A 15,767-nucleotide genomic window follows, 5' to 3' on the forward strand; every position below is an offset into this window, starting at 1 on the left:
CTGCTGGCCGCCGTCTACTCCGTCGCCAAGCGTCGCAAGCCCTTCACCCCGCTGCTGCCGACAGCCCCCTCCCCGAACCCCTCCCCATGCGCAAACGGTTGACTGAGACTCACGGCATCTCAGTCGTGGGTCCCGACGTGCAGGTCGCCGTGGCGCGTGCAGACCCAGTGGAAGGCGCACGAGCACGGCTGGGCGCGGGCGCGCGTGCAGCAGCGGCCCCCGAAGTCCTCCGGCAGGGCCTCGCGCTCGGGGGCGGGCGGGTCGGGCAGCTCTCGCGGTGCGCCCCGCCCGGAGGCCGCGGGCACGCTGCCGCAGCAGCCGCGCTGGAGGCAGCCGGGGCACAGGGACAACTCGCAGCGCGCGCACCAGTCGAACACCTCTCCGGCGGTGCCACGGCGCTCACAACCTCCACAGGCGTCGAACATGGGCGGCCTCCTTGCTTGGTCACGATGAAGGTAGAGGAGGGGTCCGACATCACGGGTCGTGCCGCCCCGCCTGGCGCCCCGGGCGGAGGCAAGCGACGGCTGTCGGACGCTCGCGCCACGCACCTTCCACGGGTGGACGGGAGCCGGGACGCACGCCGGTTCGTGATCCCTTGCCGCATTGGCCGGCGATTCGCATGGAACAGGGGTCGCGTAGTTCCGGTCTTTCAGGGAGGACGCAGTCATGCGCAGATACCGCCGCATCATCGGAGTGTTCGGCTCCGGCAGGGCGACGCACGAGGAGTGGGTCGTCCCCCTGGCGCGGTGGATCGCCGAGGCCGGGTTCGACCTGCTCACCGGCGCGGGCGGCGGCGTCATGAGCGCCGCGGCGGGGGCCTTCGTGCAGGTGGAGGGGCGGCGGGGCGCGGCCATCGGCATCATCCCCGGCACCGTGGGGCCGGATGGCCGCTACCAGCCCCGGCCCGGCTATCCGAACACGGACATCGAGATCCCCATCTACACGCACCTGCCGCTCAGCGGGGAGCAGGGCACGGACCCCATGAGCCGCAACCACATCAACGTGCTGACGCCGCATGCGCTGGTGGCGCTGCCCGGTGAGGCCGGCACCGCCGCGGAGGCCGTCCTGGCGCTGCGCTATGGCAAGCCGCTGATCCTTCACGGCCCCCAGGAGGTCTTCCGGCGCTTCCCGGCGGAGGCCGAGCGCACCACCTCCCTGGAGCGCGTGGCCGAGTTCCTCCTCGCCGCCACGCGTGAGGTGGCGGGCGGGCCCAGGTAGGGTGGGGCGCGGGGCGAAGGCGCCCCACGGGGTGTGAAAAGATTCTAGGATGAAGGGTGTGGGGCAGGGGTGCCGCGCCCGGCGGGAGCACGCCCGGCCCCAGCCACGTCCGCCATCATGATCAACCCCGACTATCCGCTGGCCAGCTGGTTCCTCGCGGTCTCCACCTCGGTCTTCCTGGTCGTCTACGCACTGCCGTTGCTGTTCATGCCGCTGCGCTGGGCGCGCTGGTTCGGGTGGGAGCTGCCCACGGGCAACAACGACCTGACGGTCTACTTCGCGCGCTGCCTGGGCGGCGTGGCGCTGTCGGTCATCATCGCGGTGGTGCAGTTCATCCCGGACCCCAAGCGCCACCTGGTCATCTTCGAGCTCATCGGCCTCATCGGCGGCATCATGACGGCGGTGCACATCTGGGGCGCGGTGAGGAAGCAGCAGCCCTGGCCGGAGACGGCGGAGATCCCCCTCTACGGCGCCATGTGCCTGGGCGCCCTCTACCTGCGCTTCGCCACCCTGGCCTGAGCGGAAAGCCCCCCGAGGATGTCCTCCCTGAAGCCCATCGATCCCGTCGTCGCGATGCTGGCGCCCTACATGCCGGCGGCCATCCTCGCGCGGCTCGGGACCCAGGAGGCGGACGCGCTGCCGCGGGCGGAGGGCGTGCGGGGCGCCATCCTGCTGCTGGACATCGCGGGCTTCACGCCCATCGTGGTGGGGCTGAGCGGCGCGGGGCCGCGCGGCATCGACTCGCTCCAGCGCCTGCTGACGAACTACTACACGGAGATGATCGACGTGGTCCGCGACCACGGCGGGGACATCTACCAGTTCGCCGGAGACTCCATCCTCGCGTGCTTCGAGGCCGCGCCCGAGGAGGCGGACGCGGACGTCGTCCAGCGCGCGGCGGTGTGCGCGCTGCACGTGCAGCGCAGGCTCGCGCGCTTCGCCCGGCTGGAGCTGCTGGGCCAGCGCTTCGGCGTGTCGTCGCGCATCGGCATCGGGTTCGGCGAGGCCACCCGCATCGTGATGGGGGCCACCGGCCTGTGGATGCACCCGGCGCTGGTGGGAGAGCCCCTGGCGCAGGCGGTGGCCGCGGAGAAGCAGGCCGCGGTGTCGGAGGTCGTCCTGAGCCCCCGCGCCTGGGCGGCGCTGCCGGAGGCCGCGCGCAGGGGCGAGCCCCGCGAGGGCGGCACCCACCGGCTGGCGGCGGACGCGCCGGTGGTGTCCGTGAAGCGCCCGCTGCCCGCGCCCACGGGCGGAGCGGAGCTGGTGGGCCGGTGCGCGCTGCTGCTGCACCCGGTGCTGTTCACGAAGATCACCACCGCGCACCAGGAGTTCGCGGGGGACTTCCGCGACGTCACCTGCTTCTTCGTGCGCTTCACCCACGCGCGCGCGGAGGCGGATCCCGAGGCCTTCTCCCGCGACCTCAACACCTATTACGAGTACGTCCAGCGCGAGAGCGCCCACCACGGCGGCGTGCTGCTGATGACGGACTTCACGGACAAGGGCAACGTGCTCTACGTCCTGTTCGGCGCGCCCACCGCCCAGCAGAACAAGGAGGTGCTGGCGTGCCGGCTGGCCTGCAAGCTGCTCAAGGCCCGCGAGCAGTTCCCCTTCCTGGACGAGCTGCAGATCGGCATCGCCACCGGCCACGCCTACTGCGGGGACATGGGCTCGCCCACGCGCAAGGGGTACTCGGCCCTGGGCGAGGTGGTGAACATCGCCGCGCGCCTGATGGCGCACGGCGGGCGCCAGGACGGCGTGCACCTGTGCTCCAACACCCAGGCGCGCTCGCAGCAGGGCGGCTTCGCCACCGAGTTCGTGGAGGACGCGAAGCTCAAGGGCGTCTCGCGCTCGGTGCCGGTGTACCGCCTGCTGGGCGAGACGCGCCGCAGCCTCTTCATCAAGGGCCGGGGCGACATCATCGGCCGCGGCCGCGAGCTCGACATGCTGCGCGAGTCGCTCGGCGCGGTCTTCGACGGCCAGGGCCGAGTGTGCGTGGTGTCCGGCGAGGCGGGCATCGGCAAGTCGCGCCTGGGCGCGCGCGTGCTGGAGGACGCGGAGGAGCGCGGCGCGCGGGCGCTGTACGGCGTCTGCTACTCCTACGAGGCCTTCACCCCCTTCTTCCCCTGGAAGGAGGTGCTGCTCCAGGCGTTCGGGCTGCTCGACTCGGATGACACCGAGGCGCAGCTCGCGCGCCTGCGCCAGGGGCTGGACGGCCTGGAGGACGTGGGGCCGGAGTGGATCCCCGTGGTCGCGGGCATCCTCGGCGTGTCCCTGGAGGAGCGGCCCGCCACGGCGGGCATGGACGCGCGGCGCAAGCAGCAGAAGGTGTTCCAGATCGTCTTCCAGCTCCTGGAGAAGCTCAGCCGCGCGCAGCCGCTGCTGCTCTTCTTCGAGGACCTGCACTGGGCGGACTACATCTCCCTGGACCTGCTCCAGTTCCTGGCGGGGCGCGTGGGCTCGCACCGCATCATGGTGCTGGCGACGATGCGCCCGGGCGACCAGCTCCGGGGGCTGCGCGAGCTGCCGGAGTTCCGCCCGGTGGAGCTGGTGAGCCTGGACGACGCGGACACGCGGGCGCTCCTGCGCGTGCACCTGCGCCTGTCGCCGCCGGACGCGGCGCTGGAGGACCGGCTGCTCGCGAAGGTGCAGGGCAACCCGTTCTTCATCGAGTCCATCGTGGAGGGCCTGGCGGAGCAGGGCTACCTGGGGCCGGTGGAGCCCGGCTCCCAGCGGATGGAGCTGAAGCGCGGCCTCCAGGACCTCATCCTCCCGGACTCCATCCAGGACGTGGTGCTGTCGCGCATCGACCTGCTCAGCGAGACGGAGAAGCTGGTGGTGAAGGTGGCGTCCGTCATCGGGCGCATCTTCACGCTGGACGGCGTGGCGGCGCTGGTGCCGACCCTGGGCCACCGGGTCCTGCGCGAGGCCATGGACACGCTCCAGCGCCTGGGCCTCATCCTGCTGGAGGCGGAGGAGCCGTACACCTGCATCTTCAAGCACATCGTCATCCGCGACGTGGCCTACAACACGCTGCTGGTGTCGGCGCGCGAGGACCTGCACCGCCGGCTCGCGCGCTACCTGGAGGCCCGCGCCAGCGACAACCTGGCGGGCTCCGCGGGTCTGCTCGCCTTCCACTTCCTCGCGGGCAACGTGGAGGACAAGGGCCTGGAGTACACGCTGATGGCGGCGCGCAGCGCGCGGGCGCAGTACGCGAACGACGACGCGCTCTACCACTACAACCGCGGCCTGGAGCTGCTGGGCACCGTCGTCCCGGTGGACCCGGAGGTGACGCTGCTCCAGACGCGCCGGGTGATGCAGGAGCTGGCGGAGACGCTGCTCCAGGCGGGCCACTACGCCAACGCCATCCTGATGTTCGAGCAGTGCCTGGTGGACGAGGAGGAGGTCCCCCGCCAGGCGGAGCTGCACCTGGGCCTGGGCCGCGCGCACCAGGAGAAGGGCGAGTCCGCGCTCGCCACGCAGCACCTGGAGAAGTCGCTGGTGCTGCGCGGCCGCAGCCTGCCGGGGAGCCTGCCCGCGCTGGGCCTGCGCACGCTGGCGAACCTGCTGCTGCGGGGGCTCGCGTCGCTGCTGCCGTTCATCCTGCGGCCGCTGCCGGCGGCGCGGCTGGGCAACTACCTCCAGCAGCTCTCCACGCTCAACTCGCTCATCCGCATCTACTACTTCGCGGACATCACCAAGCTCACCTGGGCGACGCTGGTGTCCACCAACATGGCGGAGCGCTCGCGCAACGACTACGCCATGAGCCTGGCGCGCGGCTACTACGGCACGCTGCTGTTCGGCGCGGGCCTGCTCAAGCGCGCGCGCTACCACTGCGAGAAGGCGCTGGAGTACGCGCGCCGCTCCAAGGACCCCGTGGCGGAGGGGCTCGCGCTCAGCCGCCTGGGCATCCAGGCCTTCTTCGCCAACGAGCTCCAGCGCGCGCGGGAGTTCCAGGAGCAGGCCGTCTCCACGCTGCGCCAGGTGGGCGAGCGCTGGGAGCGCCAGACGTCCCTGATGATGCAGGCCACGGGCGAGTTCCTCCACTCGCGCTTCCGCGCCGCGGTGGCGCTCTACGAGCAGATGGGCGCCATCGGCGTGGAGCTCAACGCGCTGATGCACCAGGGCTGGGCGCACTCGTGGGCGCCCATGTGCCGCTACCTGCTGGGCGAGGGCGACGTGGGCGAGCTGTGCGCGGAGCTGGAGCAGGGCCTGCGCATCAGCGAGGAGGTGGCGGACCTGGCCAACCAGTGCGCCAGCCTCAACCACCTGGCCAACGTCACGGTGCGCGAGCACCAGGTGGAGGAGGCGGCGCTCGTCGCGGTGCGCTGCTTCAAGAGCATCTGGAGCTACCAGGTGATGGTGCCCTTCCTCCAGGTGGGCCTGGTGGACGCGGCGGAGGCGGCCCTCTTCGCGCTGGAGGCGGGCGCCACGGTGGTGCCGCGCCGGAAGCTGCTCAGGATCGTCCGGCTGTCCTGCATCAAGGCGCGCGTCATCGCCCGGCTCTACCCGTACCTGAAGGGCCCGGCGCTGCGGGTGACGGCGCGCTCGCTGGCGCTGCGCAAGGGCCCGAGGGCCGCGGAGCCGGTGTTCCTGGAGGCCATCGCCGTCCTGGAGAAGAGCCCCAACCGCTGGGAGACGGGCGTGGCCTACTTCGACGCGGCGGTGGCCCTGCCGCACCGTCGCGAGGCCTTCCTCGCCCGCGCGCGAGACATCTTCACGGAGGTGGAGGCCCGCGCGGAGCTGCGGCGCATGGACCGCTTCGAGTCCGCCCTCCAGGCCCCGCCCGCCGCGGCGCTCGTGCCGCCCCCCGGCCCGTGACGCGCGCGTGATGTGACGCGGGGCGCACGGGGTGCATTCCTTGTCCCGTCAGGCGGGGCTCCTAGACTGCCTGCCTCCTCGTCGACTCCGCTCCGGGCCCATGAACACCGCACCGCTCCGCTTCCAGCTCAGTCCCGTCATCGTCGGTTACATGGTCGTGGTGCACGCGCTGGCCGCGCTGGCGTTCTTCCTGCCCTGGCCGCCGCACGCGCTGCCGGTGGCGCTGGCCGTGTACGTGTCCATTGGCCTGGGCACGACGGTGGGGCTGCACCGGCTCCTGTGCCACCGCGCCTTCGCGTGCCCCCGCTGGGTGGAGTACGCGCTGGTGACGGTGGCCATGCTCACCGCGCAGGGCAGCCCGCTGCTGTGGGCCGCCAACCACCGGCTGCACCACGCGAAGGCGGACGCGGACGGGGACGTGCACTCGCCGGTGCGCGGCTTCTGGTACGCCCACATGGGGTGGATCCTCAACGAGGCCTCCACCGACGAGGACGGCTGGCGCACCTGGTGCCGCGACCTGGCGCATGACCGGTACTACCACTGGCTCCTGCGCTACCGCATCGCGCCGCAGGTGCTGGCGGTGCTCTTCGTGGGGCTGACGTTCGGCTGGCGCACGGTGCCCGCGTACTTCTTCCTGCCGGTGGTGTGCTGGATGCAGAGCACCTACGCGGTGAACTCCGTGTGCCACGCGGCGTTCGGGCAGCGCGTCCACGACACGCGCGACCTCAGCCGCAACGTGTGGTGGGTGAGCGTGCTGGCGCTGGGCGAGGGCTGGCACAACAACCACCACGCCTTCCCTGCGTCCGCGCGCCACGGGTGGGTGTGGTGGCAGTGGGACCCGGGCTGGCTCTTCATCCGCGCGCTCCAGGCCCTGGGGCTGGCGTGGGACGTGCGCCTGCCGTCCCGGCTCAGGTCAGGACCTGCGGCGTGAGCCCCAGCGCGAGCATCCGCTCCGCGTCCCACGCCTCGAGCGCATCCAGCCCGGCGATGTAGCGGCGCGCCGGGTTCTTCACCGGGTTGCGGATGCTGACGATCTCCGGCCCGGAGAAGAGGATGGTCTGCTTGTAGCGGGGCAGGTCGCTCATCATCAGCTTGGACGCGTAGTGCCGGGCGATGTTGGGCAGGCTCCCCAGCGTGCGGCACAGCCGCTGGAAGTGCTCCACCACCTCCGACGCGTGCAGGTGCTTGGGCCGGTGGCACAGCGTGTAGCCGTCGTAGTCGCGGCTGGTGGTGCCGGGCAGCAGCCTGTCTTGCGCCTTCAGCTCGCGGAAGAAGGGCGTCTCCGGGTAGGGGCACACGATGCCCAGGAAGGTGACGGAGAAGTACTTCAGGTCCGCCAGGTACTCCGGCAGCCGGTGCAGGTACTCGTTGGTGTCGCCGTCCGAGCCCACGATGAGCCCGAAGGACAGGAGGATGCCGGAGGAGAAGACGCGGCGGATGACGGCGTCCACCTCCGACAGCTTGTTCTGGCCCTTGTTCATCGCCTTGAGCGAGTCCGGGTTGAGCGACTCCAGGCCGGTGTAGACGTAGCGGCAGCCCGCCTTCGCCATCAGCTTCACCAGCGCCTCGTCCTTGAGCACGTTGAAGGTGAGGGCGCAGCCCCAGGTCTTCTTCAGGGGGATGAGCGCTTCGCACAGCGCGCGCAGGTACTTGGGAGAGCCACCCAGGTTGTTGTCCAGGAAGATGAACGCGTCCTCCATCAACCCCAGGAAGTTCGGGTTCCAGCGCATGCGCGTCTGGATCTCGTCGATGACCTCCGGGATGGGGCGGAAGCGGTAGCGCTCGTGGCCGGTGAGCACGCAGAAGTTGCACGTGAAGGGACAGCCGCGCGACGCCTCGATGCCCGGCAGCCGCACCTTGTTGTGCGTGAAGTCGATGAGCTCGTAGCGGTATGGCCGGATGGCGGCGGCGCCCTGCGACGGCAGGCTGTAGCGGGGCTTCAGCGCCCCCTTCTCGAAGTCCGCGATGAGCGCGGGCACGTTGGGCTCCGGCTCCCCGGTGATGACCGCGTCGAAGTACCTCGCTGCGTCGTCGGGGAAGTGGCTCGCGTGTCGGCCGCCCGCAACCGTCGTCATGCCGCGCTGGCGGAAGAGGGTGGAGAGGACCTTCGTGTGCTCGTAGTACGAGTGCAGGTACGAGAAGAAGACCAGGTCCCAGTGCCGGTCCAGCGGGATGTCCGCCTCCTTCTCGTTGAAGATCTCCACGTGCGCGTGCTCCGGACACAGGCCCGCGATGAGCTCCGGCACGGAGGACTGCATGATGGAGGGCTCCTTGATGCGCAGGCGGGTCGGATGGGTGTACGTGGCGATGATGGCGATGCGCATGCGTGCGGGCCCGGCGGCGGCGCGGAGCGGATGAGACGGCGCGCGCGTTCGTGTTCTCACCTGCCGGACCGCGTCCCCCTTCGTCCTTCGAGGATCACCCGGAGTCCGGGCGCTGGCAAAGGATCTCCGTCGCGCGCGCCGCACTCCGCGTGCTTCCGGTGTCAGCGGACGACCCGGGAGGACCTATCTCGTGTGGGGGCGGGGCTGATAGATCTTTGAAACATGGATACCTCCCCTCCGCCAGCCGCCCCGGGTTGGCCGTTTAGACGTTATTTCTGGATTTCAGTCGCGGCCGCGGCGCTCCTGAGCCTGACGATGTTGAACACCGGCTGGATGTTCGACGACTACGTCTGGCTGGGCGTCTGGGACAACCTGCCGCAGCCGGCGCCGCTGGCGAACACCCACTTCGACGTGTACCGCACGGCCACGGGCATCCCGGAGCACACGGCCCAGATGGCCCACGCCGGCATCTTCCCGTGGTTCGTGGAGCCGGGCGTGAAGCTGGCCTTCTTCCGGCCCCTGGGCAGCGCGCTCTTCGGGCTGGATCACCTGCTCTACAACCGCGTCGCCGTCGCCTACCACGTGCACTCACTGCTCTGGTACGTGGGGCTGGTGGCGCTGGTGGCCGTGCTGTTCCGCCGCATCCTCCCCACGGGCATCGCGGGGCTGGCGCTGGTGCTCTTCGCCGTCAACGGCTCGCACGGCGCCGCGGTGGGCTGGCTGTCCTACCGCGTGCTGCTGGTGTCCATGCTCTTCGCGGTGCTGGGCTTCTGGCTCCACATCGAGTGGCGCGAGCGCCAGCGCAAGGGCGCCCTGGCCGGTTCGCTCATCGCCTTCGCGCTGGGCCTGGCGAGCGCGGAGACGACGCTGATCATGATCCCCTACGTGCTCGCCTACGAGGCCTTCGCGGGCCCGGGCAAGCCGTCCGAGCGGCTCAAGGCGCTCATCCCGTTCAGCGCGCTGATGGCCGCCTTCCTGACGATGTACAAGGTCCTGGGCTACGGCGCGGCCCGGCAGGACACGCACCTGGACCTCGCCGGCGCGCCGGTGCAGTGGTTCCTGGCGATGTTCGAGCGCGTGCCAGCGGCCATCGCGGGCCTGACGCTCAGCGCGCCCAACGACTACATCCTGGATCCGTCCTACGTGGGGACCTTCCAGGTGCTGGGCCTGGTGGGCCTGGTGTTCTTCGCGCTGCTCTTGTGGGGCGTGTGGCCGCAGGTGGAGCCGGCGGAGCGCAAGACGCTGAAGTGGCTGCTGGTGGGCTCGCTCGCGTCCACGTGGCTGGGCAGCTCGCCGCTGGCCGGCGCGCGCACGCTCATCGTGCCCAGCCTGGGCATGGCGGTGGCGCTGGCGGTCATCCTCCGCGCCGCGTGGCGGGGCCGCGCGCTCAAGCCGCGCGCGGGCGCGGTGCTGGCGGGCGCGGCGGTGATGGCCGTCATCCACATCGCGGGCGCGCCCTACGTCTGGTGGCAGACCGCGACCCTCTATTCGGAGGTGGACGCGATGTTCAAGCGCGTGCACGACCGCTACACGGAGGCCTTCGACTTGAAGCAGCTGCCCGAGCAGCGGGTGGTGGTGCTCAACGCCCCCAACGGCACCGTGGGCATCTACGGCTCCGTGCAGTGGTGGTCCACGGGCATGCCGCTGCCGAGGAACTGGTGGGTGCTGTCCTACAAGTCGGGCGAGCAGCACGTGACGCGCACCGGCCCCAACTCGCTGGAGCTGTCCCTGCCCAAGGGGCAGCACTACCTCAACATCCTCGAGGAGCGCATCTACCGCGGCAAGAACTGGCCGGTGAAGCAGGGCCAGGAGTTCGACGTGGGCGGCATGAAGGCGCGCATCGAGGAGGCGGACGCGGAGGGCCCCACGCGCATCTCCTTCACCTTCGACGTGCCGCTGGATGACCCGTCGCTGAAGCTGGTCCAGTGGCGCAACCGCAAGGTGGTGCCCTGGGTGCCCCCGGCGCTGGGCGGGGCGCCGTCCGTGGTCAACGCGCTCAACAGCCCGGAGTAGCCGGGGGCAGGGGCGGGCCCGCCTGTTCGAGGCGGGGCCCGCCCGGCTTCAGCCCACCAGCCGCACCACCGCGAGCGTGAGCCCGTAGACGATGACGGACACCAGCGCGGCGGCGGGGATGGTGAACACCCACGCCCAGATGATGCGGCCGGCGGTGCCCCACTTCACGGCGCGCCAGCCGCGCGTGGAGCCCACGCCGACGATGGCGCCGGTGATGGTGTGCGTGGTGGAGACGGGGATGCCCAGCTCCGCCAGCGCGATGATGGTGACGCCGCCGCCCGTCTCCGCGCTGAAGCCGCCAATGGGCGCCAGCTTCGTGAGGCTGTGGCCCATGGTGCGGATGATGCGCCAGCCGCCGAAGAAGGTGCCCATCGCGATGGCGGCGTGGCAGGCGATGATCATCCACCAGTCGATGTGGAACGGCCGGTCGCGCCAGATGGTGCCGAAGAGCACCACCGCGATGATGCCCATGACCTTCTGCGCGTCGTTGGTGCCGTGGCTGAAGGAGAAGATGGCGGACGACACCAACTGCAGCCGGCGGAACCAGGTGTCCACGCGCAGCGGCGTCTGACGGTGCACCGACCAGGTGCTGGCCAGCATCATCCCCACGCCCAGCACCATGCCGATGAGCGGCGACAGCACGATGAAGGCCGCGATGCGCGCGATGCCGCTGCCCACCAGCCCCGGCAGGCCCAGCACGGGCAGGGTGGCGCCAATCATCCCGCCCGCCAGCGCGTGCGACGACGACGAGGGCAGCCCCCACCACCAGGTGAGCAGGTTCCAGACGATGGCGCCCATCAGCGACGAGAAGATGACCATCAGCACCGCGGTGGGGCCGGCGGCGCGGAGCATGTCGAAGTTGATGATGCCCTTGCCCATGGTGTTGGCCACGTGCACGCCGCCCGCGAAGGCGGCGACGAAGTTGAAGAACGCGGCCCAGGCCACGGCCAGGTTCGGCGACAGCACGCGCGTGGACACCACGGTGGCGATGGAGTTCGCCGCGTCGTGGAAGCCGTTGATGAAATCGAAGACGAGCGCGACGACGACGATGGTGACGACCGCTGCGAGCAGCATCTCAGGAGTGCTCCAGCACGACGCCTTCGATGACGTTGGCCACGCCCTGGCACTTGTCCGTGGCCGTCTCGATGAGGTCGTAGATCTCCTTCCACTTGATGATGGTCAGGGTGTCCACGCCGCTCTTGAACAGCCGGCCCATGCCCGCGCGCAGCACCTCGTCCGCCTGGGTCTCCAGGTGCTTGATCTCCTTGCAGCCCGCGAGGATCTGCTCCGGCTTCTTGATGAGGCGCAGCGCCGCCACGACCTCCTGCACCTTCTGCGTGGACAGCACCAGCAGCCGCGCCAGCTCCGTGGCGTCCGCCCGGCTGGAGTCGATCTCATAATACAAGAGGCGCGCCGCCGCCGCGTTGGTCAGGTCCAGCACGTCGTCGATGCGCGACAGCAGCGTGTGGATCTGCCCCCGGTCGAACGGGGTGATGAACTGCTGGTGGAGCCGGTTGAAGGCGGCGTGGGTGACCTCGTCGCCCTGGTGCTCCACGTCCTTGAGGGCCTGGACGCGCGCGGGCACGTCCCGGTAGTCGCTCAAGAGCTCGTGCAGCAGCTTTGCTCCCTGGACGGTCCTCGCGCATTGCGCGTCGAAGTCGTCGAAGAACTCGTCCGACTTCGGCATCAGCTTTTCGAGCATGGGGATCTCCCTCGGCGCCTGGAGGGACAGACACGGTCCGCCGCGGGAGGAGGGTGGCGCCTCTGGGGGTGGCACTCCCGTGACGCGGGAGTGACTACCCTACCTGGAGAGATTCGCCAGTGTTCCGTGCGAAAGCGTACGGATTCCGAGGGGTTGCGCTTGACGCAGGCCGCCGCTCAGACGACGCGGTTGCGCAGCTCCTCGAAGAACCCCACCCAGAGCTGCCACATCTCCTCGGCGCCGCGGGTGATGGTGGCCAGCTCCTCGTCCGAGTACTGGAGGCCCACGGTGTGGCCGGCGGTCTCCACGTGGTCCGGCTCCTGCTTCACGTGGATGTCCACCCAGGGCAGGGCCTTGAGGCCCGTGGTGCGGCGCACCAGCTTGCCCAGCTTGGCCACCATGGTGAGGTCCGCCACCTCCGTGCCGTAGAGGAAGCCCAGGCCGGTGAGGTGGTCGTCCGTGGCGCGCTGGTAGCCGTCGATGAGCCGGCGCGTCGCGGGCGTCATGTCCGCCTCCGACACCCCCGCCTTCGTGAAGCCCGCGTCCGTCATCGTCTGGATGAAGAAGCGCTCGTGCGCGCGCGCCGGGTCTCCCTCGCCCACCTCCTGGTTGAGGATGTGCGTCACCGCCGTCTTCATCTCCATCTGCGGGCAGACGGCGATGAGCTTGCCCAGGAAGCTGGGGAAGTAGTGCAGGGGGTGCCACCACTGCCCCAGCACCAGCTCCGCCTGATCGCGGGTGAAGGCCTTCTCGTCCACGACCTCGAAGAACCGGTGCTTGATCAGCTGCTCACGGTGGGGATTCCTCGCCAGTGCCGCCTCGATGGTCTGGTTCCGCATTGCCGCCTCCAGGTGGGTCCAAAAGGGCTGGGTCGGCGTTTATCACAATGCAGGACTGCTATTCTTGGAAATATGGAAATACAAGTTCAACGCGACTACGTTGTTTACCGCCAGCGTGGAACGTGCGGGCGGGCGAGGGTGGGCTGTTCGGGGTGGGGGAATGCGGCCTACAGTTGGAAAAGCGGCATTTCTGCAGTGGCTCCCCTTGTCACGGAAGGCGCATGACCCTGTTCCGGCACCCTGAAGATCGCATCCCGGTCCTGATGTTCCTTGGCGTGTTCGCGCTCGATGTGACGGTGTTCCTCACGGCTCGCAGCTGGTGGGTGCCGGTGCTGTGGTTCGGGCTGGGCATCATCCCCAAGGGGTGGATCTGCTCGTGGAACCACCACCACCAGCACCTGTCGTTCTTCAAGCACGCGCTGCCCAACCGCCTGCTGGAGATCGTCTTCGGCTTCCAGACGGGCGTGACGTCGCAGGCGTGGTTCCTCCACCACGTGCTGGGCCACCACAAGAACTACCTGGATCAGACGCAGGACGAGTCGCGCTGGAAGCGGGACGACGGCACGACGATGGGGGAGGTGGAGTACTCGCTGAGCACGGCGCTGACCGCGTACCCGCGCGCGTTCCGGGTGGGCCGGAAGCACCACCCCAAGGCGCTGCGCACGTTCGTGGGGATGGCCGCGCTCCAGCTGGTGCTGCTGGCGGGCCTGTTCTGGGTGAACCCCTACAACGCGCTGTTCGTGTTCCTCCTGCCCATGATGGCGTCGCTCTACGTGACGACCTGGGCCACGTACTTCCACCACGTGGGCCTGGAGACGGCCAACCACTCGGAGGCGTCGTACAACATCCTCCACAAGGGCTACAACCTGATGACGGGCAACCTGGGCTACCACACCGCGCATCACACGCGGCACGGGCTGCACTGGTCCAAGCTGCCGGAGCTGCACGCGCAGCTGGCGCGCGACATCCCCGCGAACCTGTACCGGCAGCCGGGCATCCCGTTCGTCTGGCGCGGCTCGGAGGAGAAGCTCGTGCTGAGCGAGCACGAGCTCGCGGCGCTCACCGGCGGGCCCGTGGAGGGCGGCGAAGAGAAGCTGGCCGCCTAGCGGTCCAGACTCCCCGGGTGGCCACCGCCGGAAGCCCTGCTTCCGGCGGGAGGCAGGGCGCTAGTTCGACTGCGGCTCCGTCGTACGGTTCGCCGCGAGGCCGATGACGTTGACGAGCAGGTCCTTCACGCGGCGCGGCTTGTTGCCGCCGTTGTCCTCGATGATCTTCTCGATGTCGTCATCCTGCCGGTGGTACTCGGGGATGAGGTCGCCGCCGCCCTCGGGGTTGGACAGGCCCTCGAAGAGGAAGAGCACGTCCTCGCCCTTCTTCCCGAAGGACGCGCCGTCCTGCCGGTCGCGGTAGACGTTGATGTCGCGGTTGATGCGGTCGAACGGATCCGCCAGCTGCTGGTTCGCCTGGTCCACCACGTCGCGGAAGTAGTTGGGCTGGCCCTTGGTGTTGGTGTCCACCACGGACAGGCGCTGATCATCCCAGCGGCCCACCATGTCGGTGTTGATGACGCCCGCGATGTCCTTCATCTCCAGCCCGGGGATGGGGTGGTCCACGAAGTACTGCGAGCCCACCAGGCCCTTCTCCTCCGCGCCCGTCCAGACGAAGAGCACGGAGCGGTCCAGCTTGCCGTTCTTCGCGGCCTCCGCCAGCTCCGGCACCGCCGCCATCAGCACCGCGCTGCCGGACGCGTTGTCGTCCGCGCCGTTGAACACCTGGCCCTTGCGGTCCACGCCCACGTGATCGAGGTGGGCCATCACCACGATGACCTCGTCCTTGTGCGGGCCGCTGCCCTTGAGCAGGGCCATGGTGTTCACCGCCTGGCCCGTGGCCGTGGCCACCTGCTGGAGCTCCTCCACGCTGCGCTGCTTGCCCGCGCGCGCCGGCACCGCCGTCTGGCCCGTCGCCTTCATCGCCTGCTCGTACTGCTGGTTGAGCAGCTTCAGCGTGTCCTTGGGCATCTTCTCATCCAGGTAGAAGCCCTCCTGGAACGTCGTGTGGCCGAACTCCTTGTGCTCGGCGTGCTCGGCGTGGGCCGCGCCGGCCGTCTCGCCGGCCTTCTCCGCGCCCAGCCAGGAGTAGACGTTGAACTTCTGCTGGAACGGGTTTTCCGGGTTGTTGGAGTTGGGCCCCTCGAGGCCGTACTTCTGCACGTGGGCCTGCACGTAGGCGGAAGCGGCGTCCAGGCCGGCGGAGGGGCTGTCGCGCCCCTGGAGCGCGTCCGAGGACAGGTACTCGATGTGCGTCATCGGGTCCGAGTCGGCCGACACGGGCGGCTCGGTGGGCGCCTCCGGGGGCACCGGCGTCGTCGGCGCCGGGGTGGTGGGCGCGGGCAGCGACAGCACCGGCGGCGGCGCGGGCAGCTGGGGCAGCTGGCCCGGGGCGGGGCGCGCGCTGGAGGACTCGAAGCCGTCCTTGAACGCGAGGGGGCGGTTCCGGGGCTTCGCCTCCGACGTCCGGGCGTCCTGCGAGGACAGCCGCGAGAGGGAGGTGAGGGGACGCGTGCTGTCGTTGATCTTCGAGGCCATGGTGGGGAATCCGGGGGGAGGAACCGCGCTCCCCTCATTATCCACCCGACCCGCCCGGGAGTTGTGTGCCGCGGAGCGTTTCCGCCCGGAAGTGCGGCGGTCCTGCTGCTCCGGGTGAGACCCGCCTTGCTACAAATCACATGTTTCATGTGACATTCCGCGCTACTCCGTTTTCTCAAACAACGCATGGCACGAGTGAAGGCAGACGGACTTCAGGTGTTGGCGCGCGGGGTGCAGTGGAGCGGCGCGCAGTCCACCCACACCAAGAGGT

12 protein-coding genes are annotated in these 15,767 nt (G+C 69.9%); 6 read left to right on the forward strand and 6 right to left on the reverse strand.

What is annotated here, in order from left to right; genetic code table 11:
* Positions 1-119: 119 nt before the first annotated feature.
* Entirely contained in the window at positions 120-425 is a 306-nt protein-coding gene (locus U8525_RS17575) for a hypothetical protein (RefSeq protein WP_374267123.1), read from the reverse strand.
* 241 nt (positions 426-666) lie between these two features.
* On the opposite strand from U8525_RS17575, the gene U8525_RS17580 reads away from it, so the two are divergent.
* From U8525_RS17580 to U8525_RS17595, 4 genes are all read left to right on the forward strand, one after another.
* Positions 667-1,218, forward strand: coding sequence for a molybdenum cofactor carrier protein (locus tag U8525_RS17580; protein ID WP_374267125.1), 552 nt, complete (start codon positions 667-669; stop codon positions 1,216-1,218).
* 117 nt (positions 1,219-1,335) lie between these two features.
* A complete protein-coding gene (locus tag U8525_RS17585) occupies positions 1,336-1,737 on the forward strand; it encodes a hypothetical protein (RefSeq protein WP_374267126.1) in 402 nt (133 codons plus the stop codon).
* An 18-nt stretch (positions 1,738-1,755) separates the two neighbouring features.
* Positions 1,756-6,033: an AAA family ATPase gene (locus tag U8525_RS17590; protein WP_374267128.1), complete on the forward strand. Its 4,278-nt coding sequence runs from the start codon at positions 1,756-1,758 to the stop codon at positions 6,031-6,033.
* A 100-nt stretch (positions 6,034-6,133) separates the two neighbouring features.
* Positions 6,134-6,964, forward strand: coding sequence for an acyl-CoA desaturase (locus U8525_RS17595; protein ID WP_374267130.1), 831 nt, complete (start codon positions 6,134-6,136; stop codon positions 6,962-6,964).
* On the opposite strand, the gene U8525_RS17600 is transcribed toward U8525_RS17595, so the two are convergent.
* Entirely contained in the window at positions 6,942-8,357 is a 1,416-nt protein-coding gene (locus tag U8525_RS17600) for a radical SAM protein (protein WP_374267132.1), read from the reverse strand. The two genes, U8525_RS17595 and U8525_RS17600, sit on opposite strands and share 23 nt — an antisense overlap.
* Positions 8,358-8,672: 315 nt before the next feature.
* On the opposite strand from U8525_RS17600, the gene U8525_RS17605 reads away from it, so the two are divergent.
* Entirely contained in the window at positions 8,673-10,370 is a 1,698-nt protein-coding gene (locus U8525_RS17605; protein ID WP_374267134.1) for a hypothetical protein, read from the forward strand.
* Between the two features lie 48 nt (positions 10,371-10,418).
* Here the strand turns inward: U8525_RS17605 and U8525_RS17610 are convergent, their stop codons facing one another.
* The 3 genes from U8525_RS17610 to U8525_RS17620 all read right to left on the reverse strand — a co-directional run bounded on the left by U8525_RS17610 (position 10,419) and on the right by U8525_RS17620 (position 12,911).
* Positions 10,419-11,444: an anion permease gene (locus U8525_RS17610; protein ID WP_374267136.1), complete on the reverse strand. Its 1,026-nt coding sequence runs from the start codon at positions 11,442-11,444 to the stop codon at positions 10,419-10,421.
* A 1-nt stretch (position 11,445) separates the two neighbouring features.
* The gene (locus tag U8525_RS17615) at positions 11,446-12,072 is read right to left on the reverse strand and encodes a DUF47 domain-containing protein (protein WP_374267138.1); all 627 of its coding nucleotides are present in this window, start codon (positions 12,070-12,072) and stop codon (positions 11,446-11,448) included.
* 176 nt (positions 12,073-12,248) lie between these two features.
* Entirely contained in the window at positions 12,249-12,911 is a 663-nt protein-coding gene (locus tag U8525_RS17620) for a TenA family transcriptional regulator (RefSeq protein ID WP_374267140.1), read from the reverse strand.
* Between the two features lie 221 nt (positions 12,912-13,132).
* Between U8525_RS17620 and U8525_RS17625 the strand changes: the two genes are divergently transcribed.
* Positions 13,133-14,017 (forward strand): fatty acid desaturase, encoded by an 885-nt coding sequence (locus tag U8525_RS17625; protein WP_374267142.1) that lies wholly within the window; start codon positions 13,133-13,135, stop codon positions 14,015-14,017.
* A gap of 60 nt (positions 14,018-14,077) precedes the next feature.
* On the opposite strand, the gene U8525_RS17630 is transcribed toward U8525_RS17625, so the two are convergent.
* Positions 14,078-15,496 (reverse strand): M28 family metallopeptidase, encoded by a 1,419-nt coding sequence (locus tag U8525_RS17630; RefSeq protein WP_374267144.1) that lies wholly within the window; start codon positions 15,494-15,496, stop codon positions 14,078-14,080.
* Positions 15,497-15,767: the final 271 nt, after the last annotated feature.

This window comes from Corallococcus sp. RDP092CA (genome assembly GCF_041903675.1).
In the GTDB taxonomy this organism is placed as follows: domain Bacteria; phylum Myxococcota; class Myxococcia; order Myxococcales; family Myxococcaceae; genus Corallococcus.

Coding starts and splice junctions, on each gene's coding strand:
- U8525_RS17575 (WP_374267123.1), bottom strand. CDS start 425: ATGTTCGACGCCTGTGGAGGTTGTGAGCGCCGTGGCACCGCCGGAGAG.
- U8525_RS17580 (WP_374267125.1), top strand. CDS start 667: ATGCGCAGATACCGCCGCATCATCGGAGTGTTCGGCTCCGGCAGGGCG.
- U8525_RS17585 (WP_374267126.1), top strand. CDS start 1,336: ATGATCAACCCCGACTATCCGCTGGCCAGCTGGTTCCTCGCGGTCTCC.
- U8525_RS17590 (WP_374267128.1), top strand. CDS start 1,756: ATGTCCTCCCTGAAGCCCATCGATCCCGTCGTCGCGATGCTGGCGCCC.
- U8525_RS17595 (WP_374267130.1), top strand. CDS start 6,134: ATGAACACCGCACCGCTCCGCTTCCAGCTCAGTCCCGTCATCGTCGGT.
- U8525_RS17600 (WP_374267132.1), bottom strand. CDS start 8,357: ATGCGCATCGCCATCATCGCCACGTACACCCATCCGACCCGCCTGCGC.
- U8525_RS17605 (WP_374267134.1), top strand. CDS start 8,673: ATGTTGAACACCGGCTGGATGTTCGACGACTACGTCTGGCTGGGCGTC.
- U8525_RS17610 (WP_374267136.1), bottom strand. CDS start 11,444: ATGCTGCTCGCAGCGGTCGTCACCATCGTCGTCGTCGCGCTCGTCTTC.
- U8525_RS17615 (WP_374267138.1), bottom strand. CDS start 12,072: ATGCTCGAAAAGCTGATGCCGAAGTCGGACGAGTTCTTCGACGACTTC.
- U8525_RS17620 (WP_374267140.1), bottom strand. CDS start 12,911: ATGCGGAACCAGACCATCGAGGCGGCACTGGCGAGGAATCCCCACCGT.
- U8525_RS17625 (WP_374267142.1), top strand. CDS start 13,133: ATGACCCTGTTCCGGCACCCTGAAGATCGCATCCCGGTCCTGATGTTC.
- U8525_RS17630 (WP_374267144.1), bottom strand. CDS start 15,496: ATGGCCTCGAAGATCAACGACAGCACGCGTCCCCTCACCTCCCTCTCG.